The following is a 25077-nucleotide window of genomic DNA, read 5'->3' as shown; positions in this document are numbered from 1 at the left end:
CGGTGCCGCGCGCTGCCCGGCGCGTTTGGCCACCTGAGTTCGTCGCCGACGACGCCTGGCTCTTCCCGGCCCACGCCTCGGCGATCATGTTCGTGGTGTCTCTGCTCACAAGGCGAGGAAATCTTCTTGCGCACAAAAACCTTTTCCAATAGCTTTTCAAAAAGCTTTTATTGGAGGTATCGATGACGCAAATCCTGATCAAGGGCGGCCACGTGGCGGCGGGCGACGGCGGCACGGAGCTGCCGGAGACCGATGTGCTGATCGACGACGGCGTGATCACCTCGGTCGCGCCCGGTGTGAACGGTGCGCCCGGCGCCACGGTCATCGACGCCGCCGGCATGATCGTCATGCCGGGGCTCGTCGACAGCCACCGTCACGTCTGGCAGGCGCCGCTGCGAGGTGTCGGCGCCGACATGACCCTTCCCGACTACCTGGCCACCGTGCTCGGGCCGATACTGACCGGCTACACGCCACAGGACGCGGGCCTGGCCACGCTCCTCGGCGCCGCCGAAGCGCTCGACGCGGGCATCACCACCGTCTTCGACTGGAGCAACACGACCACCACCGAGGCACACACCGACGCGGTGCGTGACGCGTTCGCCGCCGCCGGCATCCGCGCCGTCGTGGGCCTCGTCCACCCCGACCACGAGGCATACGCGCGGCGCGTGCAGCGCGGTCCCGCCACGGTCACCGCCGGATTCGCCATCGCCGGCATGGAATATGGCGACCACGACGACACCGTGCGCTCCGTCCGTCTCGCACGTGACATGGGCGTCACGGTGACCATGCATGCCGGAGGCCCTGCGGTCCGGGCGCTCTACGACGTGGGCCTGCTCGGTCCGCACGTCAACCTCGTGCACCTGAACGGGATGACCGCCGACGACGCGAAGATGCTCGCCGAGACCGGTGCTGGAGTCACCGTCACACCGGTCGTCGAGGGCACCATGGGACACGGCGCATCGGCATACGGGCGGCTGTGGGACGCGGGCGCCCGCGCCGGTTTGGGCACCGACGTCGTGGTCAACGCGCCCGTCGACCTCTTCGAGCCGATGCGCGACACCCTGCGCACCGAGCGACTGCGCACCGCCACCATGCTCCCGGCGGGAGCGATACTGCCCGCCGCAACCGTGGACAGCGCCAGGGCGATCGGCCTCGACCACATCATCGGCACGGTCGAGGTCGGCAAGCGCGCCGACCTGATCCTGCTGGACGGCTTGCCCGCCCCCAGCGCCGCAGCCGCCGTAGCCAACGGGAGCCGGGCCGACGTGCACACCGTCATCGTCGAAGGCCGCATCGTCAAGCGCGACGGCCGGCTGGTCGACCTCGACCTGGCCGCCCTGCGCCGCGCGAGCCGTGCGTTGGCGCAGCGGGTGCTGCGCTGAACGGCACACAGCCCGGCAACCCGAGCCCGATAAGCCAAAACCCTGTTCCGATAACGGCGGCTGGCCGAGCCGGAATCGGCACTGCCCGCAGCGCGGACATCTGTCTCCACGGCCGGCCACCGTCCTCGCTGCCGGGTCCACGCGACCCGGCAGCGTGTGTGTGACCACAACTTCATTCCGAGCCAGCGGCAACGCGCACGGACAACGGACGGCTGACGAATATGTGGACGTTCGCGTTCCAGGCGGTGAGTCGGGCCCGCCGGAAGACGGGTTGCGACTCAGCGCAGTGCCTGCGGGGTGAACACGTAGCGCGGGAACCAGCCGGGCATCTGGCGTATGAGGCGCAGGGTTGCCGTGCACATGCACGCCCGGCTGGCGGGCAAGCTGCGCCCAGGACAGTTCGCCGAGCCACCAGCGGCTCCTTCGATACAAGGGCACCAGGCACAGCCTCGCCAGCGGCGAGCCGGCCTCGACAGAAAAGCAAGCCGTCAATTCAGCGTCAACTTCGTATGGGTGAGGTGCATCGCCCAGCAGCACTAAGATCAATGCCATGCGATTCGAGGTTCTCGGTCCTTTGCGGGTGCTCGGCATCACGGGTGAGATCGTGATCGGCGCGCGCCGGGATCGCCTCGTTCTCTCGAAACTCTTGACCGAGCCGAATCGTGCGGTCTCAATGGAGACGCTCATCGACGCGGTCTGGGCCGATGGTCCACCCCGGACTGCGGCCAAGAACATCCAGGTGTATGTGTACCAGCTGCGCAAGGCGTTGGGCGAGCCGGGCAGGATCACCCGCCAGCCGCACGGATATCGGCTGATGGTCGGCGACGGCGAGTTCGACGCGGCGGAGTTCGAGGCGTTGGTGGAGCTGGCGCGCCGGTCGATCGAGACGGGGAACGTCCGCGGCGGGCGGTCGTATCTGGCTGAGGCGCTGGGTCTTTGGCGCGGGCCCGCCTACTCGGATCTGGCATCGGTGGACGCGCTGCGCGAGAGCACCACGCGGCTCAACGAGGCACGCCTGCAGGCCGTGGAGGAGCGGATCGGGGCCGACCTGGCGCTGGGTGAGCATCAGCGGGTTGTCGCCGAGCTGTCAGGCATGGTCCACGAGCACCCGTTGCGGGAACGGTTCCGCGGCCAGTTGATGATCGCTCTCTTCCGGTGTGGAAGAAGTGCCGAGGCACTTGCGGTCTATCAGGATGGCTACCGGATCCTGCGCGATCAGCTCGGTGTCGAGCCGGCCGAGCCGCTGCAGCGCATTCACTTGGACATCCTGCGTGGCGACGATCCGGCGCCGGCCGCATTGCCGCAGGTGTCATCGGTGGCGTCTGCGCCAGTTCCGGCGCAGCTGCCGGCCCGGCCGCGGGCTTTTGTCGGTAGACATGAGGCACTGTCCAAGCTGGACGAATTTGCGGCAGCAGACGCCGGTGTGGTGACCATCGTCGGCATGGGCGGCGTCGGCAAGACCGCCCTGGCCCTGGAGTGGGCCCACCGTGCTCTGAACCTGTTTCCCGATGGTCAATTGCATGTCGATCTGCGCGGCCACGCCGTCGAACCGCTTGCCCCCCAACGGGCATTGGCGCTGATATTGCGAGCGCTGGGCGTGTGGGCGCTGGACATCCCGTCGGAGGTCGAGGCGGCCGCGGCGCTGTTTCGCAGCACGGTTGCCGGCAAGCGGATGCTGATGATTCTCGACGATGCGGCAGGACCGGAGCAGGTGCGCCCGTTGCTGCCCGGCGGTCCCGGCTGCCTGACCGTCATCACGAGCCGCTATCGGCTCGGCGGCCTGGTGGCACGGGAAGGCGCCAGCCGCATCGATCTCGACGTGCTCAGCCCGGAGGAGTCGCGGGCCGCCCTCGTGGCCATGATCGGCGCGGATCGGTGCGCCGCCGAGCCTGAGGCGACCGCTCGGCTGGTCCGCGCGTGCGGCCATCTTCCGTTGGCGTTGCGGATCTGCGCGGCGCAATTGGGCGACCGTCCGGCCCTTCTCGTTTCGGAGCTGGTCAAGGATCTCGACAACCAGCCTTTGCGCGCATTGCAGACCGATGACGACCCGCGGAGCTCGATCGCTGCGGTGTTCGACCACTCATATCGGATGCTGCCCGAGCCCGAGCAGGAGCTGTTCTGCCTCATGGCGCACGCCCCGTGCCGGGACTTCACGACAGCAGCCGCGGCAGCCCTCTCCTCGACTGCCGAGCTCGAAGCCCGATCGGCGCTGAGGAGGCTGGCTTCGGCGAGCATGGTCGAACGCTCAGGTCCGCAGCGATACCGCCAGCACGATCTCCTGCGCGAATTCGCCGTCGGCGTCTCACCGGCATTCGGGTCGCGCGGCGACGCCGCGGCGGTCCGCCTGGCCCGCTGGTATCTGGGAGTTGGCCACCGCGCCGCCGCGCGGATCAACCCGGCAACTGCCCGGCTCCCACTTCCCGCCGATCAGTCCGATGTGGACGATCCCTTCACAACCTGGAAGGCCGCGTGCGACTGGTTCGACGCCGAACGGGAAAACCTGGTCGCCATGGCCTCCTGGGCGGCGGGCGGGCCTCACACCGATCTGTGCTGGCGGCTCGTCGACGCGTTGCGTGGCTACTACACCATCCGCGGTCTTGTCGACGAGTATCAGTGGCTGTCCGGGCTTGCCCTGGAGGCCGCAAGCCAGGCAGCGGACTCCGGCGGCCTGGCAGCCGCCCACCTGGCGCGGGCGAGCGCCACCGGCAACCTCGGCGACCTGAACGCCATGCGGCAGCACGCGCGGGCCGCAGCGCAGGCGGCAAGGGAAACGGGGTGGCCGCGCGGCGACGCGGCAGCGCATACCGCCGCCTATCACGCAAGTTTCTGGCTGGACGAGCCGCACGACGCCTTGCGACACCTGGAGCAGGCATACGCCATCACGTGCTCACTGGGCGACCAAGGCGGCATGTGCAACCTGCACAACGAGCTCACGCACCTGTACGTCCACATGGGACGGTATGAGGAGGCAGAGCACCACTTCGGGCAAGCCATGGCGCTGAGCACTCAGCTTGGCGTCCCGATGTACCAGGCTCACGCCTGGTACAACCGTGGCCTGCTCATGCGCAAGCTCGGCCGCCTCGACGAGGCGGCCGAGCTTGTCTCGCGCGCCCGCACCATGCTGCGCACCATCGGGCTGCAGTTCGAGTCGACATGCGCCGGCGTGCTCGCCGAGGTGATGCTGGATCAGGGCAGGCTCGGCGAGGCTGAGCGGCTTCTCGATGTTGCCGACGATCACGTGACCGACACCTACTCCCGGCCGGTCGAACACGCGACCGCACGCCGCCGCGCCCGCCTGCTACGGCTGCGCGGCGACACCAGCGCCGCGGGGACCATCCTGCGCAGCCTCCTCACCGAGCCGAAGCTGTCCGGCTTGCATCGACGCCTCGTTGTCGAAGAGTTCGACGCCCTGCAACCCTGAGCTGCCGCAAGCGGACCAGCACGCGCGTCAGGCCGGCACCGTTGACCTGCGCCCATACCGGATCAATACCACCGCCAAACCGGGCAGGACGAGGGTAACGGCCGAGCCCGGGCCCGGGCTCAGAAACCTGGGAGGAAGAATGAGTCAGCGAAGGCCCATCGCGGCGGCAGCTGTCATGCTCGCCGCCGTCATCGCCTCGGTGGTGGCGATGGTGGTGGTGGCAAACCCAGCGCACGCAAGTGGCGGTGGATGCTCCGACATTACACAGAGAAACTGGCACATCGGCGTCTGCAGCGGAGACGATGGCAGATTCATGTACCCTGACTTCTACATCAACGCGCCGGCGCCATACTCCGGCACCTGCACGTCGAAAGTCAGGGTGGATGTCTTTCGAGACGGTGTGTTGCAGGGGTACACAGGCTGGGTCGAAGACGGCTGCGCGATAGGGCACTACTGGGGATCGCCCGTCAAGATCGAGGGTCGGACTAATCTGGATTTCAGGACCCGCGTGCAGATCGTTGTCAATGGATCGATAGTCTACAATGCCCTCGGCCCTGCCACCCGATGCTGCTGAGCCACAAGTGACCGAGCAAGCGTGGGCACCGGCCAACCGGTGCCCACGCCCGGCACCGATGGACCGCCGGCGGTTGTGCGTACGATCCCGGCCGACCCGGTGGCGTGTCCCGCACCGCCTCATGCGACGCAGAACTCGTTGCCCTCCGGGTCGTTCATCAGCACCTCGTTGCCGAGCACACCCGCCGGACTCGCATAGCCTTGACGGGCACAAGGTTCCCCAACATCTGCGTACATGACTTTCGACTCGCCCGGCGTGCACGATGAGGGCGGCTTGCGGATCCGGTACGACGCTGCGGGCAATGTGGACGTCGGAGCAGCAGGCTGACCGGGGTTTCGTCAATTGTTCAAACTTCAGTTAGGAAATTGAAAATTTATATGCGCATACGGCACCGTATGCGGCATGAAAACACCCCGCTCAATAGCCGGCGCGCTAGCGGCTGCCGCCCTGACCGCCGCGCTGCTTGCCGTCCCGGCCCCAGCTAACGCCTCCTACTACTCGGGTGATGACGGCGTCACCCCAATGGTCGTAGGCGGCCAACCCGTGACGGAAAACTACCCGTGGCTGGTCTATGTTGCCGGTTGTACCGGCACGCTGATCAAGGCCAACTGGGTCGTCACCGCTAAGCACTGCCCGACTCCGACGTCGGTGCGCGTCGGCAGTGTCTACCGCGACAGCGGTGGCACGGTCGTCGGCGTCCTGCGCGGCGTCAACCACCCCTTCATCGACGTGAAGCTGCTGCAGCTGCGCTCGTCGGTGAGCTACGCACCGGCGCCCATCCCCACCACATCCGGTGCCGCCGGCACACCCACCCGCATCATCGGCTGGGGCCAAACGTGCCCAACCCGTGGCTGCGGCGGTGCGCCCACCAGGGCCTACCAGTTGGACACGTCGATCCTCTCCGACAGCAGGTGCGGGGGCATCAACGGCCCATACGAGATCTGCACCAACAACCCCGGCGGCAACTCCGGCGCCTGCTACGGCGACTCCGGCGGCCCACAGGTGCGCAAGTTCTCGGGTAGCACCCGCTGGTGGCTGATCGGCGCCACGAGCCGCGGAAGCTCGGTCTGTGGCACCAGCCCGTCCATCTACGGTGACCTTCCCTCGATCCGTTCCTGGATCAATTCGCAGGTCGGCGGCCTCCCGGCCTGATGAGACGCTCCCGATGCGCCAGCCCCCGAGCGCATCGGGAGCCAAGCAGGCCCTGAAGTGCTACGTGCCAACGCAAATCGGCTGACAGCAGCTCGCCGCTCCCGTCATCGGCCCGTTCAAGGTTCTGGGCTGAGACCGCCGCTGGGCATGGCTTCACGGACTTTGGCGGTGTCGACGAACTGTTCGAAGCGCACGATCTGTCCGCCTCGTACGACGAAGTGGTGGGCGACCCGGACGCTGATGGCTTTGCCGGTGGCTTTGTTGGTGGCGGTGTATCGGGCCAGGACGGCGACATTTTCTCCGTCAGCGATGTAGGTGTCGTCGTGGGCGGTCCAGTCGTCCCACTCGGCGGCGAGCTTTTCCATCACGTTGGCGGTGACACCGGCTGGTGTCCGGTAGGTGCCGGCGAGTGGGAAGCCGGCCATCTCGGTCCACTCGACGTCGGGAGCCAGGGTGGCGCGCAGGGCTTCAAGATTGCCGGTCGCGGACGCCAGGTACTGGCGCCGCACCACGTCGGCGGGTGCGGTGGAGGTGGCGAAATCTGTCATCAGGGTCATCCCCACGCCATTTCGCCTTTGGCGACCTTCGCGCCGATCTGTGCGGCGATCTGCATGCCATAGCCGGGGTACCGGTTGACCAGCGCTGCGGTCAGCGCGGCGCCGTCGGCCGCCTTTGCCAGCTCCTGCTCGAAGGCGATCAGGTAGTCACGGGTACCGGCGATGGCGCTGGCGTCAGCCGGCGTGCCGGGAAGCCGGTGTCCAGGTATGACCAGCTGCGGGTCCAGGGCTGCCATCTCGTCAAGCAGGGCGATCCAGGCGGCGCGCTGCTCGGGCTTGGCGGTATCGGCGACCCACACGTGTTCGTGCTGGAACAACAAGACGCCGCCGAGGATGGCGCGGTGCTCGGCCTGCCATAGATAGTGCCGGTCGGGCAAGGCCGCCGGGCCGCCGCGCAGCTGGAACTGATGCCCTTCAAGAGAAACATCACCCGTCAGCGGGGTCAGCTCGACTAGCCGGGTCGGCAGGTTGACCCCGGCTGCCGCCCAGGCTTTCAGCTTGCCTTCGTACGAGTGGTTGATGTGCTCGATGGTCTGCGGGGTGGCGACGATGGCGGCGTCGGGGAACGCGTCGGCCACGACTTGCGCGCCGAAGTAGAAGTCGGGGTCGCCGTGGCTGATGAACAGGGTGGTCAGCCGTTTGCCAGAGTCGAGGATCTGTGCCACCAGGCGATGGCCGTCTGCCCGGGTGAACCCGGCGTCGATCAGCAGTGCGTCGTGGTCACCGGTGACCAGGGTGGCCGTCTTGTTCTTGCTGCCGACCGGGAAGTCCAGGTCAGCGACGGTGAAGTTGAGCGTGCTCACGATTTCTCCTCATAAGGTGCGAATCGGCTGCGAGGCCATGATCAGATTAGATCGGTCGGTACCGTGGAAAGGCGTGAATCGATCTGATCAGCGGTGGCATGCCCGCTGGCCAGTGGGACGACGTGCTCGCCAGAGGCAGCGAGCAGGGCCGGGTAGGCGTGGATGCCAGGCTGGACGACGAGGCGAAGTCGGCCTCAGTGGCCCGGATCGGCTGCCGGCGCTCGCCGGTGAAAGACCGCTCGACACGACCTCGATAGGCAGATCGGGATGTCTCGGCGCGACCGGCGAAATCGCACCCGAGAACCCATGTGACCAGCCGCAGTGCGCGTCGAAAGCGTAGACCAGCTTCATGCCTGACTCAACAGAATCTGATGCGTCAGATATTTCCCGAGCGGTGTGCGTCGCGGTGTGATCTGGATCGCAGGCCTTACCGCAGGCGGGGAAGCATGTCGCGGGCTGAGTGGCTAAGGATCCGCAGGTCGTCAACGAAACGCTTGCGGCGGTTTGCGGGCAGTGGTTCGAGGAAGTAACGCACGATGTTTTCCACGTGGACCCGGGCAGCGTGCACCACCGTCTGCTCGCCGAGAGGGGTCAATCGGACGAGGCGGCCGCGCCGGTCATGAGGATCGTTGCTGCGCTCCACCAACCCAGCCGTCTCCATCCGGTCGATCAGCCGAGTCACACCACCCGTGGTGAGCACCTGCTCCCGGCTGATGGCACCCATCGTCAGACCCGGACCGCCCGCCCGGGCCAGGATCAGCAGCACCTCGAACATCAGGTGGCTGATCCCGCATTCCTGCTCGATCGCCCGCCCCAGGATGTATTCCAGCCGGTTGGCCGAACCCAGGAACCTACCGAAGGCCACGATCAGTTCATGATCCGCGGCATCCTTCGCCGTCGAAATCTCCGCTCGGTCAACCACAGCATCGATCATGCCTTACAGAGATGGCATCGCCACGGGATCACCGCCCATGTGCAGTTGCCATATGTGGGCGAGGGCTGGGCGTCGTAGGCCGCCGGGCGTCCGCCACGTGAACCACTGCGGGCGCGGGCGGGGACCACATTGGACTGCTGTGGGATGGCGTGCGGGTTTTCCACGACGGCGCAGCGCCTGTCGGTTGCGTGGCGCTGACCGGCCTTCTCACCGTGCCAGGTCGAACAGCAGCAGGCCGTGGCCCTGGCCGTGCTCGGAGTCCGCCTTCTCGAGCTGGAACGCGATGCTGTTGCCGTCAGGCGACACGACCGGGTTGGTCGCGCCGTAACCGGCGTAATGATTGAAGGTCGTGAGCCGCTCGAATGAGCCGCTGCCGTCGAGCGCCAGCCGCCAGATGTCGAGCTCTCCCGGGAAAAGTACGATCGCGAGGTCCCGCTCGACAAGCACGTAACGCCCCGCCGGATCGATGCCTTCTGCCTCTTCGTAGAAGTGTGAGGCGGGCGCGTAGTCGGTGATCGCACCCGTGTCGAGGTCGACCCCCATGACCTGACCGCCGTTGTGGAAGTAGGCGCTGAAGATCAGCTCGTCATCGACGTTCGGATCGCCGTCGTCGATGCGGCGAAAGTCCTGCGCTTCGACGGCTGGTGTGATGACACCGACATCGGTCTTGTCCACGACGACCCTCCGATCGACAAGTGCCGGCCTACCCGCGTGGTCATAGACGATCCGGCCGGTGAAGATTCTCGACTCGCCGAAGAGCGCCTCGCCGAAAACCTGCGGTACGGCGGTGAAGTCGATCGATGCCTCGTTCCACGCTATGCGCGTCGAACCCGGCTGCTTCGACACCGCGATCCCCTCCCAGCAGGGCGCATCGAGTCCGACCGGGGCGCGGGAACCGAGGGGCGCAGAAAGGACCCATAGCCGGCCGGCGAATCGATCACCCTCGGGATCCTGACGATTGCGTTGCAGCGGCGCGCACAACACGAGATCACCGTTGGTGAGGTGATGAGCCCTTAACACACCGCCTGGCAGGAAGGCCTCCGTCAGGTTGCGGGCGACACCGCTGTCAAGGTCGTATTCCCACACGTCGCCGATCGGCGCGTCCAGGAACACGAGCCGATCACCGCCGGGAGACCAGTCGGCACGCATGGGCACCCCGCCACCGGGCAGGTCGATCGCAAGCGGGCGGATGTGCGCGGGCAGGTGGTCAAGCACAGAGCCGCCCTTGGATGCCTTGTCGGGATCGAAGCTGAGCAAACGCACCGGCGGCCACGACGTCAACACCATCAGCATCACCATGGTGCCGATCCCACCGGCCACCCTGCCGCGCCTCGTCATGTCCCACCATGCTTCCGGATGCATTCGCCGGGCGCCACCCCCAACATGCGCCGCCGCGGTGGCAACCTGCCACGTGTCGCCTTTCGGCCGGGCGACGTAGAAAACCTGATCTGGGCGATACCCGGTGTCATCGGTATGGACGACGCCTTGCCGCGATTGGAGTATCGATGCAAAGACCGGGGTCTGTCTCCGGATTGGTGAAACGGGCGCGGAAGAGTTCGCGTCGTCCAGGGCCGCCGGGATCACCTCCCGTGACGGCCAAGCGGTTGCGGTTGTCCACCCACTTGGCTTGGAAGACGACGTTCTGGTACGGAGTTCGGCCACCGACTTGCTCGCCGACCGCGAATTCCGTGGTGTCGTGCTGGCAACCCCCGGGTGCCGGAAGTGGGGACGCCATCGCGGAATCGGCGCACCGGCGGGCCGGCCGGATCGTCGCCGTGGCGCAGGCGCCGTCGTCCAGGCCGCACGCCCGGGTGACCTGGACACCCTTAAGCTGGCGGTGCGGCGGCGTCTTCCCCAGGCTCCGGCGAAACCGAGATCGCCATCCGTGCCGCAAGCCTGAACGAAGGCACGTGTGCATCCACGACCGCAAATAAGGATTGGCTGTGCTCACTACCGTTCCGGCGGTACCCGGTCGCGCCTGATGGCATCGCGGTGGAGCAGCCACCCGGCGATGAGCAGAACGGCGCCCAGGCCAAGGAACGCCAGATCCCACGCGAGCTGGTGCTCGCCCGAGCGCACATGATGCACAGCGAGCAAATGATGGTCCACGATGCCCTCGATGAGGTTGAACAGGCCCCAACCGGCCAGCATCGGCCCGGCCAGCGCGCTGTAAGGCCGTGGCCGGCGCAGGCGAACGCGCCGCCACAGCCACCACAACCCGACGGTTACGGCCAGCCAGGTCGCGGCGTGAAACAGGCCGTCCGCGAGCGTTTGGACCGTCAAGCCGTAGCCGCGTTCGGTGAGCATGTGGTGCCACTGCAGGATCTGGTGAAGCAGGATCCCGTCGACGAAACCACCCAGTCCGGCTCCCAGCAGCAAGCCAGGCCCTAACACGCTCGAACTCGGTTCTGTGGACACCGGACGCGAATACCCCGCTGGTAGCGCGCGTAACCACGAAACGGCCACGGACGAGACGAGCACGTCATGCCGTCGCACGCCGATGGTGTACACCACGGGACCACGAAGGCACTTTCAGTCGGCACACCGATGTCCGCCCTGTATCAAAGCCAAACCCTGCCGTAACTCCCCGCGATGCTTGGCTTCGCTTCCGGTTTGCGTGCTCGATGAGGCGGGTAGGCGTGCGCCATGACCAGTTCGACCGAGCAACAAGATGTGGTAGAGCTGCTATTGCAGCAACATCAGCAGATCAAAGACATGTTCGCTCGGCTGGAGCGCGCTGGCGGCGCTGAGCGGGAACGGCTTTTCCATTATTTGGTGCGGTTTCTGGCGGTGCACGAGTCGGCCGAGGAGATGGTGGTCCATCCGGCGGCGCGCGACTCGGACGAGCGCGTTGTGCAGCAGCGGCTCGGTGAGGAAAACGAGGCCAAGCACGCCCTGGCCAAACTTTACGACATGGGCGTGGACCATCCGCAGTTCGCCACGAGGCTCAGCATGGTCGGTGCGTCCGTCATCCAGCATGCGGAGCGGGAAGAAGCCGAGGAGTTCCCGTTGCTGTTGCGGGACAACTCACCGGAGAAGCTGCAGCGGATGGCGGCCATGGTGCGAGCGGCCGAGGCGACCGCGCCGACCCGCCCACACCCGGGCGCCGGGGAGTCGGCGATGGCCAACATTCTGGCCGGGCCGCCGCTCGCGGTTTTCGACCGCATTCGCGACGCCATTCGCGACGCCATTCGCGACGGCGGGTCGGCGAGCACATGATGGAACACAGGACCACCGGTTGAACCTGGGCCGAGCGCCAAATCAAACTGATGAATGAGAATCGTAAATCACAGTGATGTGCATGGCCGGAACGCGAATGCCAGCGCCTGCTGCGCCGTTCTCATCGATTGGGCTTCAGTCTGGCTCGCTACATAGCACCAGGCACAGCAGGCCGGCGAGCAGAAGCGAGCCGGTCGGTCCCAGCGGCATTCCTCTACCATAGGCGAACTCGGCAGCCGCGGTGGCACGAACAGATTCTGGCTGTCACCCGCGCGCGGCAGGTGCAACAACTCTTTGTTCATCGACCCGATGAGGTTTTAGCCGGCCGTATGGGAAAGAGCCTGACGTTGGCAGTTAGGAGGGAGACTCATGGTACGCAAATCCATGGCGGTCGCCACCTTGACCGTGGCGCTGGCGTTCGGGCCGGCGGCAGCCGCGCAGGCAAGCGATCCCACGAATGACCCGGCGACTACGCATTCCACTTCGGTCCAGCAGGACGATTCCAACGAGGGCAACCGGGGACTCCACGGGCTCTGGGGGCTTCTGGGCTTGGCCGGTTTGCTGGGCCTTCTCCGACGTAAGCAGCCCGAAAACCGGTACGAGGGAATGCCTAGATCTTGACAAATCGGCAACGCCGGCAATGTTGGTTCGATCTGAGGGATTGGGGCGGTCGCCAGCAGTGCAAAGCGTTGATCTGTACCAGGTCCGCCCCAAAATCAAGCACACCGGGCGAGTGGCACGCGGTGAAGCGGCGCCACTTGTGCAAAGCACCGGATGTCGTGTCCGGATATCATGTGCACGCCTCTCGCTGCGTCGGCACGATGGCGATAAGACCCGGCCATGATTTCACGCACGGTCGGTCGACGGGTTGCTGAGCCAGGAGTTGGCGCGGTGGTCAGGGGCCAACGCGCGTCGCCACGCGTTCCCACGACCGGCTACGCGATTAGCAGGTGAGGATGCAGACGTTCCTGCCATACGCCGAATTCGCAGCGACGGCTGCCGTACTGGACCGCGTTCGGCTTGGCAAGCAACGTGTCGAAGCGCTTCAGATTCTACGCGCGATGACGATTCCGCTTTACGGCTGGCGGCACCATCCCGTCGTGAAGATGTGGATCGGTTACCAGGAAGCGCTGGTATGTTACGGCCTCACCATATGTGCGCGGTGGAGCGCCATGGGAGCAGCCGATACTGTCGCCGCCACGTTGCGCGCAGAGTTCGCCCGTTCCGTACGCGGCCAGTCGGAGCTAGCCGAACTAGGCGAATTGCCGCAGTGGCTGGGCTGGGCCGACCTGCACCTGAGCCATCAATCATCGCTGCTACGCAAGAATCCGGCCTACTACCGTCCCATCTTCGGGCCCGATGTACCCGATAACCTTCCCTATGTCTGGCCGCTGTCGGACCGCGCCCTCAAACGGTCCATATGACGGACAAAGCCGTCCCGGGGCCAAGATGTCGCCCTCTGAGCGTGACGTTTAAATGCGCCACGAGCGCAGAGAGCGGAGTGCCGTGTGCTGCCCGACGGAGCGGATCGCCTGAGGCACGGTCGGTGCAGCCGCCGGCGTTTCGGTCTGCACGCAACTGTGGTCGACGCTTCATCTTGGGTTGCCCATGGGCCACCTGCGGATGCGCCGTGCAGCATGTTCCTCGGCTGCATCGCTCAGCGCTGGGACAATGGGCGAACCATACGTGTGTGCATGGCCATGGAGGTTCGTGCCGGACCGCGTCCGCAGATCCGCGTCAGAGTCCGATGTCGGACGTATCACCGGACCAGGAGGTGTGCTCTACCCATACGAGAGCCGGCGGCATTCCCGCCGCCGACCGACACAGGATGGGTTACCGATTATGACAAGTCCGCAGTTCCCAGCGATCGTCACGACCACGGTCGAATGGGAAGACGAGAAGAAGACCAAGCCGCTGGAGGACAACCTCGACGAGTTGTGGCCGCAGTTGCTACAGACGCATTCACACCTGAAGATCACCAACGACCAGGACGTCAAGGCCGCCGTCGACAATCACCAGGACGTCGACGTGGTGCTGTGCCGGGGCACCCGCGGGCCCCAGCTACAGAACATCGTTCAGCAGCAGTCGGCCGGCGGCGCCACCGCGGACGCCAACGCCAAGGCTCCCAGTGAGGACGAGCGAAAGCAGCAGATCGCCAAGGGCCAGCGGTTGCCTGAATACGCGGCCAAGGATCCGACCAAGATGAGCTGGAGTTGGCGGCATCACCTCGTGGTCGTGAAGATCAATACCCGGTACCTGGCCCGGGGTAGCAGCACCGAGTCTGGATGGGTCGCGCAACCCTCGGCGCCGGTGACGGTGCTGGCTACCGTCGACCGCACCGTTGGACTCCCAGAACCGCAGGGCGAGCCCAACGCCTCCTGACGCTGATTCTGGATCCCAGCGCCGCGACCGGACAGGCCCCACGCGATGCGCGACATGCTGGCGCGGCGCATGCGCGTCCCGCTGCCCATCCGTTGGCCGCCAGCGTCGCCTGGTGCCACTTGTGTGGCTCCGCCGAGAACCTCGGCGGCGGGCTTGTCCGGTATTCTCATGACCGCGTCTCAGGTGGACTGTGCGGCGGCGCTCGTTCTCCGTCCGCATGCCCCTTTCCAGCGCCGGTGTGGCCGCGCCACAGCGGCTGTCTACGGATGAACTCCTGCCAGGCGTTGTTCAAATGCGCGAGCGAACCGGGGTCGCGAACAAACCGATTCACCGGTGGGTACCGCTTGCCCAGTTGCCGGCCATCGTATCGAAGGCCGTTCTGGCGGCGTCGGCGTTGACCGCGGTGTAGGTGGGTTTGACATCGCGTTTGACTGCATCCCGGTCGCGTTTGGACGCAAGCCCGCGTTGGTCGTCAACCGCGCCGGTGGCGTTGGCGTTGCCATCACCGGGTTCCTCCTCGGCCGCGGCTTAGCCTGGTCCGTACCGGCACGGCGGGTTCGGTGAGCGGCCTGGAGAAACGGTTCTGAAGCAATCTCGACACCGCGCCCCAGGCCGGCTCAACCATGGGCGCCACGAAGTCACCCGCGTCCAGCATGTGCTCGACCAATCGCGGTCTTCAAGAGACACGGCCTTTGAGAAGTCGTTCTGTACCCAACTGTCCGTCAACAGCGAACCCGTAGCCTGTCGAGGTCAGCCGGGAGTGAGAGTCGATTGGGCAGGCAATCGCCAGATCCCGTCACGGCGACTCTCGATCCTCAAGGATCACGCTCCAATAGCGAATACCACGACGTCTTCTGCACCTTGGATCGCGTCGATGCCTCCCGCCGGCGTATTTGGCCCCGGTGATGTTGTAGGTGCTCCAGGACCCAGATCCAATGGTGGTGCTGAGCCGCACGAGCGTGCCGCCATCGTCTGTGGCGAAGATGTTCACCGAACCGGCCTGCCCGGCGAGCCGTGAGTTCACTTGGATGAGCCGGGGCGTTGCCTTGCCGATCCCGCTTCTACGCGGATGCCGGAGATGAGCAGGCGTAGCCCGAATTCGAACTGCTCGTCCGAGCCGGCGATGAGCAGGTCGCGACCGGGCGGCCCGCCGGGCAACTCGTCGATGGCCTGGCTGACCTGTTCCCAGCGGGCGTCGCGGGTACCGGCACGCGTTGACATCGCCAGCCCCGCCGCCAGGTAGGCCACGAGCGTTTGCGCCGCCTTGACCACAAGCGGCTCCGGTAGCCCGGCGTCGCGCAACGCCGTCATCATGGCGGCGCCGAGCCGGCGGCCCTGGGGTCCCAGCGGTGGCCGCGCGGCGATCTGCGCGGCGATTCCAGGGTGGCGCAAGGCCGCGGACCGGATCGCGGTGACGACGGCACGCAGCCGCCCCTCCCAACTGCCCGCGGGGTCGGGGTCGGCAGCGTCGGCCAGCGCCAGGTCGGCCACGGCGTCGAGCAGCGCCTCGCGATCGGCGTAGTGGCGGTACAACGCCATCGGATCGCAGCCCAGCTCGCCCGCGATCCGCCGCATCGACATCGCCTGTGGCCCTTCGCGGTCACCGAAGCGAAGCGCGGTCTCCGCGATCACGGCGGGTGTCAACGGTCTGGACCTTGGCATGCCTGTCATCCTGCCGCATCCGAAACCGGTGTCTACGGTGTAGACACCGGATGCTCCAGAAGTCTACGCTGTAGACATGACTACACTGCTGGTAGCACGGATCATCGGCATCGCCGTAAGCGCGGGGACGTTTGTCTTCCTGTTCATCGGCGGCTCCTGGCGCCCCGACAACCCCTTCCTGGTACCGGACCTGATCCTGTGCGGGCTGCTGGTCGCCGCGGCGCTTGTCCCCGCGAGAATCGCCGCAACCGCGTTGATCTTCGCTTTTGGGCTCACCGCGGGTGTGCTGATGAGCGCCGCAGCGTCCTATCTGGTCACGGGCCGGCTCGGGGCGGCGAGCCTGCTCGGCGCGATCACCGCGATCGTCATGGGTGGCGTGCTGGTCAGGCACCAGCTGCGGGCCACGGCATGACGCTGCCGCGGCGGGTGGTCGTCCCGCGCTTCGGTGACCCCGGCGTCATGCGGATCGAGACCGGTCCGGCTCTTGAGCCCCGACACGGCGAAGTACTGGTGCGGGTGCTCGCCGCCGGCGTCGCCCACGCCGACGTGCTCATGCGGGCGGGTCGCTACCCGGGCGGTCCGCGTCCACCGTTCGTGCCCGGCTGGGACATCGCGGGCACCGTGGAAGCGGTCGGTCCGGGCGTCCCCCGCCACTGGATCGGCCAGCGCGTTGCGGCGCTAATCCTCCGCGGCGGGTATGCCAGCCATGTGACGCTTCCCGTGGTGAGCCTGGTCCCGGTGGAAGACGGCGTCGGCATACACGAGGCCGCGTGCCTGACCCTCAACTACGTCACCGCGTTCGAGCTGCTGCATCACGTCGCCCAGGTGCGGCCCGGCGAGCGGGTCCTCATCCACGGGGCGGCCGGTGGAGTCGGCACGGCCCTGCTGGATCTCGGCCGGTGGTCCGGATTGGACATGTACGGCACCGCGTCGGCCGGCAAGCGCGACGTTGTCGCCTCGTTCGGAGCGACGTTCGCCGAACACAACGCGCACACACCCACCATGGACGTCGTCTTCGACGCCTTGGGCGGAGCGCACCTGACGCGGTCTTTCCGAACGCTGCACGCAGGCGGCCGGCTCGTCTCGTATGGCTTCCTGAGCCACGCCGGCGGCCGGCTCACCGCGCTACGCGACCTCGTGCGGCTGCGGGTCTGGTCCGTGCTACCCAACAACCGGCGTGCACTGTTCTATCGGCTCAGCACGGCCGCCCGCACCAACCCCGGGCGGCTGCGTGAGACACTGGCCGCGCTGCTGCACCGGCTCGAAGCACGCCAGCTGCGCCCATTGATCGCGGAGCGGGTACCGATGGAAAAGGCATGTGAAGCACATCGCCTGTTGCAGGAGCGCACCGTCACGGGCAAAGTGCTGCTGATCCCCTCACACTGAAAGCGCCCGCGGCGGGTGAGCCGGTCGCCCATGTGAGTCCAGGTGGCTGAGTCCCAGGCGGGCTCGTTGGTGGGCGTCAGTTTCAAGGCGACGCCGGCGAGGGCGTCGTCGAGTTGGGCGGTGATGCTCGGCCCGGCGCGGCCCAAAGCGGCCCGAGCCCGGTCGACCGTGGGCGTCCTGGCTCAAAGCAACACGTGCTGACCGAGGGCGCGAGCATCAGGTTCCTGTCCCGCGTCATCCACGAGCACGTCGAGCGGTGCCCTGGCATTCGGATCCAGGCCGAGATGCAGGGGTCGGGCCGCGTGTATGTGCTGGACGGACGTACCGCCGATCCGGGCGGCCGGGTGCCGCCAGAAGCCATCGTCGGCGCCGTGCGAGTGGAGGCAGGAGTGACGGTTCGGGCTCTTGCCAACACAATCCCCGGCACCGCCTGCTGACCCATCGCGGGTTCTTTCGACTTCCCGAGCAGCTGGAAGCGGCACTGCAGCGCAGGCTGCGTGCGCTTGCAGCCGAATAAACGGTTGCTCCCCGACCGCCGCTATAGCGGTATCCCACCATGCCGCAGTGTCCCGGCGCCGGCCGCGATTCGTCCGGTACCGGTCGTTGGCTGGGGCCTCAGCGTGGTTTCACGATGCCTGGGCTGGATGGGCGGGCGGCCGGTCGACGAGGCGAGCCAGTTTTTTGGGCGCCTGCACGCAGTAGCTGTCGGTAAGCAACTCGGCCACCTCGCTCCAATCGGTCTGCCCATCCAGGACCAGCCCGACGACGTTCGCGCCCCATCCGGGCCAGTAGAACGGGAATCCGGAGCTGATAAGGCCTGCGACCTCTTCGGCGGGCGCCCGGAACGTGACCACGCAGACCGGGCCGTCGGTGGCGAAGACCCGTGCGTGGGAGGTTGGATTGTCGGCCTCGACGGTGCAGGCATGAGCGAAGGTGCGGCCGCGTACCCGCCAGCGGATGCCAGTCCAGGCCGGCTCCTCGTAGGCGCTGGGAAGCCCCAGGCACACCGCGCGCAACCGGTCCTCGATCAGCGGCGGAACGTCTCCAGATCCAGCCATGGCCGCGAGGTTACCGTCGCGGTACGACGGAATGGACGTGCCCGGCGGCACACTGCACTCGAGTGTCAACGGATTCGAACCTTCACTGGCCTCTGCGGGTTGTCAAAGATGATCTTTAAGGCACTGCTTGCGGTCCACCTGGTAGCCACCTGTGGTGATCATGCTTGGGCGTTTAGCCTCGTGGCATGACGGTCGGCTCTTTTGCCATCTTGCTGTTGCTTTCCGTTGCCATTCTCGCCGCTGGTGTGCTCGGCTTGGTGAAACGGCGACGGCATCCCACTGTTGCTGCCGGAACGCCGCTGCACGGCAGACCAGCTTCGGATCGCCGAGCATTCGCGACCCCTAGACTCGATCTTCGGTTCGCAAGGATCGAATCCGTCCCTCTCAATGGAGGATCGATGAGCGGGACACCGGAAGCTCTTGGCGACCGACACATCGCGATTACGGTAGGTGTCTCATTTCGATGGCCTATTCGGACGGCCGTCGTCTGGTATCAGTTGGGAACCACTCCCGGACGATTCGACCGCGGGGGCGCTTCGCTTCACGTGATCTCTTCGGTGCTTTGTCCGCCGGGGAAACCCTTATCGGGCAATGTGATCATCGGAGGTCACGCACTCTTTGCCGAAGATGGTGCACCCCACCCCTGGGCTCATGCCCACTCAAGCCTCCTGACGCCCACAGGCCGGCCAGCACCAGATCGCGCAGGAACGCCGCTCCGCCGACATCGCGGTCAATCGCCTCTACCAGCCTGATGGCGCCTTCCTGCTTGGGGATCGGTTCGTGCACCTTCGACAGCGACAAGGATCTCAGCACCAGCGTCACGATCGCGGCGGGCAGGCTGCCTGACCGGGCCGCCCACGATCAGATGCGCGATTATGTGAAGCAGACCGACGGGGCTGCGGTGACAGATGTTGACAAGTGCAGGATGGGCTTCCTGAACACGAGGTCAGCCCGGCCGCGACCACATACTGCTGCAGTCCATAGGCGGACCCGTCGATGACGGGCACCAAATAGCGTCCACGGTGGTGGCCGGATTCGGTGCTTCAGCCGCCGAGCGTGGTCAGGGTCTGCACGATGCGGTTGGACACCTGCCCTCCATCGCGCCGCACGACCCTCAGGTACCAACGCTGAATCGGGGCGTGCGTCGTGGCGCTGAACTGCCATTGGCCGCGCGGGCTGTCGATCTGCCCCACCTGGCCGACCGCCATGTTGATCTTCTCCGGCGTGACCTCGCCCGTCACCTTGCCCACGGCGCGATCCAGGACCGCCGCTGCGTCGTAGCTTGCCATCGCGAAGGTTGTGGGGATCCGCGTGTGGCGCTGTGACCACTCGGCGACGAACCTCCGGTTGGCCGGGTTGTCCAGGTCGGGGCTGTAGTTCAGCACGTTCCAGACGTCCTCGGCCAAGGGGCCCTGAGCGTTGAGCACGGTGCCCTCGGTGAGGAACGCCCCGTACAACGGGATGTTTCTGATGTCGGACTGCTTGTACTGGGTCACGAAGTCGATCGCGTTCTTGCCGGCGTAGAACGTGTAGACCGCCTTGGCATTCGAGCTCTTTATTTGCGCGAAATAGGGCAGGAAGTTGGTCGTGTTCGGGAACGGCGTCCAGGTCGTCTTGCCGTCGGGGTTGGCGAGCTTGCCGCCGAGCTTGGTGAACGTGTCTGTGAAGCCCCGTAGCTCGTCGTGACCGCCCTGATAGTCGGGGCCGATCGCATACACCGAGCCGTCCACCTTCTCCTTGATATAGGGGGCGATGGCGATGCCCGGCTCATCGGATATGAACGATGTGTGCCACAGCCAGGTGGCGTCCTTGACGGCAGGGCGCCCGTTCGCGCCGACGAGCGGCAGCTTGTTTTCGATTGCCACGGGCGCGATCGCCGCGTATGAACCGCCGCCCACGATCCCGGCGAGGGCGGCGACCCGCTCCTGTTTGATCAGGCGCGTGGCGGCGGGCAGCGCGGTCGCCGGCCCATCCCCCTCGTCGGCCAGCACCAGGTCGACCTTGCGGCCGCCGAACTGTCCATTGTGGGTGTCCAGGTAGAGCTGGAAACCATCGCGCATGTCCTCGCCGACCGATTGATATGTCCCGGAAAGGGAGGCGATAAAACCGATTCTTATGGTACCGGGTTCGGCCTGCCCTGGATCGCCCGAGCAGCCCGACGCGGCCAAGGCGAGGGCGACCAGCGCGGGCAGATGCCGAGGAATGGATCGCGGTTGCATCGCGGTTCCTTTGTGGGGTTGAAAGTGATCAATAGGTCTGGTTAGCCTGGGGCGGCATTGACGAGGCCGGCCGATTCTTGACGGAGCCTGAGCAGGTGTTCGACGAGCTCGATCAGGACGCGCTTGGAGCCTTCGCGGTTGCGCGCGTCGCACGACAGCACCGGCACGGTTTCAGGCAGTGCCAACGCCTCGCGAAGCTCCTCCACTGGATATGTCGGTGCGCCATCGAACTGGTTGACCACCACGATGAACGGCAGCCCCGCGCCCTCGAAGTAGTCAATTGGGCCGAAGGCGTCGGTCAACCGCCGCACGTCGGCCAGCACGATGGCACCGAGCGCGCCGAAGCACACCGAGTCCCACATGAACCAGAACCGGTTCTGGCCGGGCGTGCCGAACAGATACAGCACAAGCCCTTCGTCGATCGTGATCCGGCCGAAATCCATGGCCACGGTGGTGGCCGTCTTGTGCGGGAGCACACTCGTGTCATCGACGCCCTGGCTGGCGGCGGTCATCGCGGCCTCGGTGGTGACCGGTTCGATCTCCGAGACGGCGCCGACCATGGTGGTCTTGCCGACCCCGAACCCGCCGGATATTACGATCTTGACAGGCTTCGGGGCGCCCGGCCGGTACCGCCAAAATGTCTTTGGTTTCTGTGTTTCTGACACTACGGCGCGCTCCTTGCCGCATAACGACCCTTCAGCGGGACGGCAACCTGTTCGATGCGTATCCCTGGGGTCAGCGCGGGGCCGACCTTGTTGATCAGCTCGGCCAATTCGTGCGCGACCTGACCGATGTCGCACTCGTGCGAAGCCAGCGCGAGCAGGCAGGCGCCGGACGACACCGACATGGTGAAGATGAGCCCACCGTCCAATTCGGTCAGATTGGAGACCACCGACCCGGCCTGAAGGTGCTGGGCCGCGCCGCGCAACAGGCTGCACAGGCCCGCGGCCACCGCCGCGAGCGGATCCGCCGAATCCCTGGGCAGGCTCGAGTTACGCGCGATCAACAGTCCGTCGGCGGAGACCGCAATGACGTTGGCCACGTGGGGCACCCGGCCGACGAAGTCATCGAGCAGGAAGTCGAGCTCTGGGTTGGTGTTGGTCACGCGGACACTCCTTGGTCATCGGTTGCGGTCGGCGGCACAGCTGTTCGGCCCAGGCGAGTGCGGTTGAGCCCACGGCTGTAGGCCGCCATGGTGGCACCGACCGTGGCCGGGTCTCGGTATTCAGGCAACGGTCGCGTCGGTTCCGCCACGGAACCGGGGACCAGCTGCGCCTTCGCGATCCGCTTCGGCAGCCCGGCCGCGGTCAGGCCGCCCGTCGGGGGCTCCGCCGCCGACTTGGCGGCGACCCAGCCCGCATCGGCCGGCGACGCCCAAGCATCCGTTGTCCCACCGGCCCGGCCGTTGTCGCCCTGCGGTCCCGGTGAGTCGGAGTCGGCCGTGGCAAACCATCGGGATGCCAACTGCTGGAAGATCGGCAGTTCGATCGTGTCATCCATGGCGGCCGCCGCCGACACCGTGGGGACCGCCATGGTCGACATGCTGTCTGAGCCGCTGCCCTTGTCGCCGATTCCCTTGTCGGCGGCCCCCTTTTGGGCGGCTCCCGGGTCGGCGGCTACAGACACCGTCTCGGACGTCCTCTGGCTCGGCACGAGCGGCCGTTGCGCGGGCTTGAACAGCGGCGCGGCCGGGGCCACCGATCGCTTGCCCGCGGCCGCGGGTAGGGCGGGTAGGGTCGTCGCCGGGCGCGACGGCAGGCTCGGCTGCGCCGTGGTGAACACATCGACGGGCAGCGTGATCTCGGCGATGGTCCCACGGACGGAGCGCTGGCGCAGGTGCACGACGATGCCGTGCCGGTTGGCCAGCTCGCCGACCACCGTCAGGCCCATGGTCCGCACGGCCGTCAGGTCCAGCTGGGGCCGGCTCGACATGCGCTCGTTGAACTCCCGCAGCCGGTCCGAGTCGATACCCACGCCTTCGTCGATCACCTGGATGACCACGCGATCACCCAGGGACCGGGCGAACACCACCACATCGGGCCGGGGCAACCCATCGGGTCCACGTTGCGGCGGCGAGTACCGGCAGGCGTTGTCCAGCACCTCCGCCAACAGCTTGGCCAGGTCGTCCACGACGCCCGCCTTGATCGACACGTCGTCGACCGCGGCCAAATCCACGCGCTCGTACTGCTCGATCTGGCCCTGCGCGGCGCGCACGACCGTCGGCAGGCTTTCGTCGGAGGCACCGGCCCGCGCGGACGCGTCACCACCGAGCACGAGCAGGCTGTGGTTGGTGCGGCGCAACAGCATCGTGAGCAGGTCCAGGCGGAACAACACCGCCAGCCGGTCGGGGTCCTGCTCGTCGCGCTCCACTTTGTCCAGTTCGGCGGTCAGCCGGTCGGCCAGGCCCATGCCCCGCCGCGCCAGGTTGACCAGCATCGCGGCGATGCCCACACGCACCAGTGCCTGCTCGGCGGCGACCCGGACCGCGGCGTGATGCACGGAGTTGAACGCCGAGGCGACCTCGGCCAGCTCGTCCTTGCCCCGCACCGGAATGGGCGGCGGCATGCGGTCGGCGAACTGCCGCGGGGTCAGCTCGCCCAGCACGGTCTCGTCCTGTAGGCGCGAGACAGCCGACGGCAGCTGTTCGTAGGCCACTCTGTGTGCCGCGTCGCGCAGATGGCGGAGCCCGCGGATCATGGGCCGGCCCAGCCAGACCGCGAGCGCCAACAGCACGATCACGATGCCGATCACCGCCAAGGCTTGGATGGCCGCGAGCATCCGCTGCTCATCGCGCATCCGCGTCACCTCGTCTACGATGGCCGCATCCACGCGCTGCTCGACCCGCTCCAGGCGCTGCAACCGCGTGGTCATCCCGCGGGTCCACTGTGGATGATCGACCACGAGGCGGTCGCCGGGCTGCAGCCGAGCCACGCCGTCCTCCAGCCGCTGCGCTTCCACCATCTCGCTTCCGGTCAGCGCCTCCTCCATCCACTGGCGCCAGGTCGGGCCCGCCAGGGCGGCGAAGGTGAGCTCCGCCTCGGTGTAGCCCGTGCGCGCCGCGGTGATCTCCTGCGCTGCCGCGGGTGTCAGCTCGCCCAGCTCGGTCGCTCGCAGCACGGCCACCTGCTGGAGCCCGACAAACTCGGCGGCCCGGGTCAACGCGGCCGTGGCCCGCATCCGGTCGCCGATGGCCGCCGGGGCCCCGCCGGCCTGCGCCATTGACTCGCGATAGGACACCAGGTCGGCGATGAGGATCCGGTAGGAGAACACCGAGGCCGATGCCGAACCCCGGCCCGAGATCACCCGCTGGCGCAGCGCCGGTAGCTGGCCGAGCTGCCGGTCGACGCGATCCAGCAGTTGCGCCGTGCCTTCGGGCAATTCAGCCAATAGCGAACGCGCTAACCTGAACTGGTCGATCGCGCCGTCACTGGCCTTCGTAACGTCCAAGTAGGAGTCGACTGCGCCTGGCAACCGGCCCACCAGCGCATCGACGGCGAAGACCCGCTCCTGCTGTAACCGGTGCACCAGCTCACCCGCCTCAGCGCCGGCGAGCACGAGCAGCCGGAGCCGCTCCGCCTGGATGGCCTGACCGCTGGTCAAAGCCACCGTCACAGCCGCGAACGCGACCACCGCCACCAGCGGCACGATAACCAGCATGAGCAGCTTTTTCGCAATCCTCACGACGGCCGACCCAACACCCTATGCACCGGCTCTCCTCCACGCGGTCGAGTTATCCGGTGGGGGTTTTAGCTCCGGGCAACCGTTCGCGCGCGGGCGCACCCCGCAGCGCGTACCAAAACTGACCCCACTCGTGCCAAGACGTATTAATTTTCGCTTAACGAAAGACATTAATTATCACCAAAACACCAGGTGTGCAACCCCGACAGCGCGTCCCGTGCCTGTCCATAATGGACCGACGTAGCGACCTCAGGGCCGCGTGACCCATCCGGACGCGGCCGGTCAGCAGCGCGCCGCTTCATGAGCACCACCGTGGCCACCCGTGCACCCGCCGGCGAAGCGAACACCAACTTCGGGCTCGTGACGCCGAACGACGTCTCCGCAGTGTTCCGCGGTTCGTCGCGTGGGCGGAACCCGATTGCGGGCGATGCGGGGGCATGATCGTCTCGCCGGCCACCCGAACCTGTACGTCGATGCAGTCCTTGGCGGCGACGGCAGTACGGCATCGACGATCTCGAACGAAACGATCTGTGTCAGCTCGCTCAGACGCCGGCGCGAATCGACCCTGAGCAACCGTGATGGTACGGCGCATGACGGACTGAACAGACAGCGGAGCTCCCAGCAGAGATCTTTCCTGGGAGGACGAATCC

At 66.7% G+C, this 25077-nt stretch carries 23 protein-coding genes; 11 read left to right on the top strand and 12 right to left on the bottom strand.

The features are described from left to right. Positions 1 to 182: 182 nt before the first annotated feature. From DM816_RS08545 to DM816_RS08530, 4 genes are all read left to right on the top strand, one after another. Positions 183 to 1382: an amidohydrolase family protein gene (locus tag DM816_RS08545; protein WP_117209605.1), complete on the top strand. Its 1200-nt coding sequence runs from the start codon at positions 183 to 185 to the stop codon at positions 1380 to 1382. Between the two features lie 550 nt (positions 1383 to 1932). Then, a complete protein-coding gene (locus DM816_RS08540) occupies positions 1933 to 4803 on the top strand; it encodes an AfsR/SARP family transcriptional regulator (RefSeq protein WP_117209604.1) in 2871 nt (956 codons plus the stop codon). 139 nt (positions 4804 to 4942) lie between these two features. Then, entirely contained in the window at positions 4943 to 5377 is a 435-nt protein-coding gene (locus DM816_RS08535; RefSeq protein WP_162907250.1) for a hypothetical protein, read from the top strand. Between the two features lie 402 nt (positions 5378 to 5779). Continuing rightward, positions 5780 to 6529 (top strand): S1 family peptidase, encoded by a 750-nt coding sequence (locus DM816_RS08530; protein ID WP_117209602.1) that lies wholly within the window; start codon positions 5780 to 5782, stop codon positions 6527 to 6529. 116 nt (positions 6530 to 6645) lie between these two features. Here the strand turns inward: DM816_RS08530 and DM816_RS08525 are convergent, their stop codons facing one another. The 5 genes from DM816_RS08525 to DM816_RS08500 all read right to left on the bottom strand — a co-directional run bounded on the left by DM816_RS08525 (position 6646) and on the right by DM816_RS08500 (position 11202). Then, complete coding sequence (locus tag DM816_RS08525) at positions 6646 to 7077, bottom strand: nuclear transport factor 2 family protein (protein ID WP_211588595.1); 432 nt, start codon at positions 7075 to 7077, stop codon at positions 6646 to 6648. Between the two features lie 5 nt (positions 7078 to 7082). After that, the gene (locus DM816_RS08520) at positions 7083 to 7889 is read right to left on the bottom strand and encodes an MBL fold metallo-hydrolase (protein ID WP_117209600.1); all 807 of its coding nucleotides are present in this window, start codon (positions 7887 to 7889) and stop codon (positions 7083 to 7085) included. 427 nt (positions 7890 to 8316) lie between these two features. Next, positions 8317 to 8811 carry a MarR family winged helix-turn-helix transcriptional regulator gene (locus tag DM816_RS08510; protein ID WP_117209617.1) on the bottom strand — a complete coding sequence of 165 codons (495 nt, stop codon included), beginning with the start codon at positions 8809 to 8811 and terminating at the stop codon, positions 8317 to 8319. Positions 8812 to 9030: 219 nt separating this feature from the next. Beyond that, entirely contained in the window at positions 9031 to 10161 is a 1131-nt protein-coding gene (locus DM816_RS08505) for a TolB-like translocation protein (protein WP_117209599.1), read from the bottom strand. Between the two features lie 612 nt (positions 10162 to 10773). Beyond that, positions 10774 to 11202: a DUF2243 domain-containing protein gene (locus DM816_RS08500; protein WP_246001712.1), complete on the bottom strand. Its 429-nt coding sequence runs from the start codon at positions 11200 to 11202 to the stop codon at positions 10774 to 10776. 267 nt (positions 11203 to 11469) lie between these two features. Between DM816_RS08500 and DM816_RS08495 the strand changes: the two genes are divergently transcribed. From DM816_RS08495 to DM816_RS08480, 4 genes are all read left to right on the top strand, one after another. Continuing rightward, positions 11470 to 12042 (top strand): hemerythrin domain-containing protein, encoded by a 573-nt coding sequence (locus DM816_RS08495; RefSeq protein ID WP_117209598.1) that lies wholly within the window; start codon positions 11470 to 11472, stop codon positions 12040 to 12042. 369 nt (positions 12043 to 12411) lie between these two features. After that, a complete protein-coding gene (locus DM816_RS45705) occupies positions 12412 to 12663 on the top strand; it encodes a WGxxGxxG family protein (protein ID WP_425455227.1) in 252 nt (83 codons plus the stop codon). Positions 12664 to 12998: 335 nt separating this feature from the next. After that, positions 12999 to 13466, top strand: coding sequence for an MSMEG_6728 family protein (locus DM816_RS08485; RefSeq protein WP_117209596.1), 468 nt, complete (start codon positions 12999 to 13001; stop codon positions 13464 to 13466). Between the two features lie 418 nt (positions 13467 to 13884). After that, complete coding sequence (locus tag DM816_RS08480) at positions 13885 to 14424, top strand: DUF4765 family protein (protein ID WP_162907249.1); 540 nt, start codon at positions 13885 to 13887, stop codon at positions 14422 to 14424. A 1020-nt stretch (positions 14425 to 15444) separates the two neighbouring features. Here the strand turns inward: DM816_RS08480 and DM816_RS08475 are convergent. Then, positions 15445 to 16086 carry a TetR/AcrR family transcriptional regulator gene (locus DM816_RS08475; protein WP_162907248.1) on the bottom strand — a complete coding sequence of 214 codons (642 nt, stop codon included), beginning with the start codon at positions 16084 to 16086 and terminating at the stop codon, positions 15445 to 15447. A 76-nt stretch (positions 16087 to 16162) separates the two neighbouring features. Between DM816_RS08475 and DM816_RS08470 the strand changes: the two genes are divergently transcribed. The 3 genes from DM816_RS08470 (at position 16163) to DM816_RS42325 (ending at position 17909) form a co-directional block, all read left to right on the top strand. Further along, complete coding sequence (locus DM816_RS08470) at positions 16163 to 16498, top strand: hypothetical protein (protein ID WP_117209593.1); 336 nt, start codon at positions 16163 to 16165, stop codon at positions 16496 to 16498. After that, positions 16495 to 17472, top strand: a complete 978-nt coding sequence (locus DM816_RS08465) for an alcohol dehydrogenase catalytic domain-containing protein (protein ID WP_117209592.1) — start codon at positions 16495 to 16497, stop codon at positions 17470 to 17472. Before DM816_RS08470 ends, DM816_RS08465 begins: the two co-directional genes overlap by 4 nt. Positions 17473 to 17666: 194 nt before the next feature. Then, positions 17667 to 17909, top strand: coding sequence for a hypothetical protein (locus DM816_RS42325; protein ID WP_162907238.1), 243 nt, complete (start codon positions 17667 to 17669; stop codon positions 17907 to 17909). Between the two features lie 189 nt (positions 17910 to 18098). Here DM816_RS42325 and DM816_RS08460 read toward each other — a convergent pair whose 3' ends face one another. The 6 genes from DM816_RS08460 to DM816_RS08435 all read right to left on the bottom strand — a co-directional run bounded on the left by DM816_RS08460 (position 18099) and on the right by DM816_RS08435 (position 24430). Beyond that, positions 18099 to 18599 (bottom strand): MmcQ/YjbR family DNA-binding protein, encoded by a 501-nt coding sequence (locus DM816_RS08460; protein WP_342768682.1) that lies wholly within the window; start codon positions 18597 to 18599, stop codon positions 18099 to 18101. A 528-nt stretch (positions 18600 to 19127) separates the two neighbouring features. Next, positions 19128 to 19352, bottom strand: coding sequence for a hypothetical protein (locus DM816_RS08455; RefSeq protein ID WP_117209591.1), 225 nt, complete (start codon positions 19350 to 19352; stop codon positions 19128 to 19130). Between the two features lie 221 nt (positions 19353 to 19573). Further along, the gene (locus DM816_RS08450; RefSeq protein ID WP_117209590.1) at positions 19574 to 20749 is read right to left on the bottom strand and encodes an ABC transporter substrate-binding protein; all 1176 of its coding nucleotides are present in this window, start codon (positions 20747 to 20749) and stop codon (positions 19574 to 19576) included. A 41-nt stretch (positions 20750 to 20790) separates the two neighbouring features. Then, on the bottom strand, positions 20791 to 21348 hold the full coding sequence (locus DM816_RS08445; protein ID WP_246001715.1) for a GTP-binding protein: 558 nt from the start codon (positions 21346 to 21348) through the stop codon (positions 20791 to 20793). Between the two features lie 65 nt (positions 21349 to 21413). After that, positions 21414 to 21854: a roadblock/LC7 domain-containing protein gene (locus DM816_RS08440; RefSeq protein ID WP_117209589.1), complete on the bottom strand. Its 441-nt coding sequence runs from the start codon at positions 21852 to 21854 to the stop codon at positions 21414 to 21416. Next, a complete protein-coding gene (locus DM816_RS08435; protein ID WP_117209588.1) occupies positions 21851 to 24430 on the bottom strand; it encodes a nitrate- and nitrite sensing domain-containing protein in 2580 nt (859 codons plus the stop codon). Before DM816_RS08435 ends, DM816_RS08440 begins: the two co-directional genes overlap by 4 nt. Positions 24431 to 25077: the final 647 nt, after the last annotated feature.

This window comes from Allorhizocola rhizosphaerae (assembly GCF_003426775.1).
Classification (GTDB): Bacteria; Actinomycetota; Actinomycetes; order Mycobacteriales; family Micromonosporaceae; genus Allorhizocola; species Allorhizocola rhizosphaerae.
Note: the sequence above shows the minus strand (reverse complement) of the source record. Positions and strands in the feature narration are given on the sequence as shown.

Coding starts and splice junctions, on each gene's coding strand:
- DM816_RS08545 (WP_117209605.1), top strand. CDS start 183: ATGACGCAAATCCTGATCAAGGGCGGCCACGTGGCGGCGGGCGACGGC.
- DM816_RS08540 (WP_117209604.1), top strand. CDS start 1,933: ATGCGATTCGAGGTTCTCGGTCCTTTGCGGGTGCTCGGCATCACGGGT.
- DM816_RS08535 (WP_162907250.1), top strand. CDS start 4,943: ATGAGTCAGCGAAGGCCCATCGCGGCGGCAGCTGTCATGCTCGCCGCC.
- DM816_RS08530 (WP_117209602.1), top strand. CDS start 5,780: ATGAAAACACCCCGCTCAATAGCCGGCGCGCTAGCGGCTGCCGCCCTG.
- DM816_RS08525 (WP_211588595.1), bottom strand. CDS start 7,077: ATGACAGATTTCGCCACCTCCACCGCACCCGCCGACGTGGTGCGGCGC.
- DM816_RS08505 (WP_117209599.1), bottom strand. CDS start 10,161: ATGACGAGGCGCGGCAGGGTGGCCGGTGGGATCGGCACCATGGTGATG.
- DM816_RS08495 (WP_117209598.1), top strand. CDS start 11,470: ATGACCAGTTCGACCGAGCAACAAGATGTGGTAGAGCTGCTATTGCAG.
- DM816_RS45705 (WP_425455227.1), top strand. CDS start 12,412: ATGGTACGCAAATCCATGGCGGTCGCCACCTTGACCGTGGCGCTGGCG.
- DM816_RS08485 (WP_117209596.1), top strand. CDS start 12,999: ATGCAGACGTTCCTGCCATACGCCGAATTCGCAGCGACGGCTGCCGTA.
- DM816_RS08480 (WP_162907249.1), top strand. CDS start 13,885: ATGACAAGTCCGCAGTTCCCAGCGATCGTCACGACCACGGTCGAATGG.
- DM816_RS08475 (WP_162907248.1), bottom strand. CDS start 16,086: ATGCCAAGGTCCAGACCGTTGACACCCGCCGTGATCGCGGAGACCGCG.
- DM816_RS08470 (WP_117209593.1), top strand. CDS start 16,163: ATGACTACACTGCTGGTAGCACGGATCATCGGCATCGCCGTAAGCGCG.
- DM816_RS08465 (WP_117209592.1), top strand. CDS start 16,495: ATGACGCTGCCGCGGCGGGTGGTCGTCCCGCGCTTCGGTGACCCCGGC.
- DM816_RS08450 (WP_117209590.1), bottom strand. CDS start 20,749: ATGCAACCGCGATCCATTCCTCGGCATCTGCCCGCGCTGGTCGCCCTC.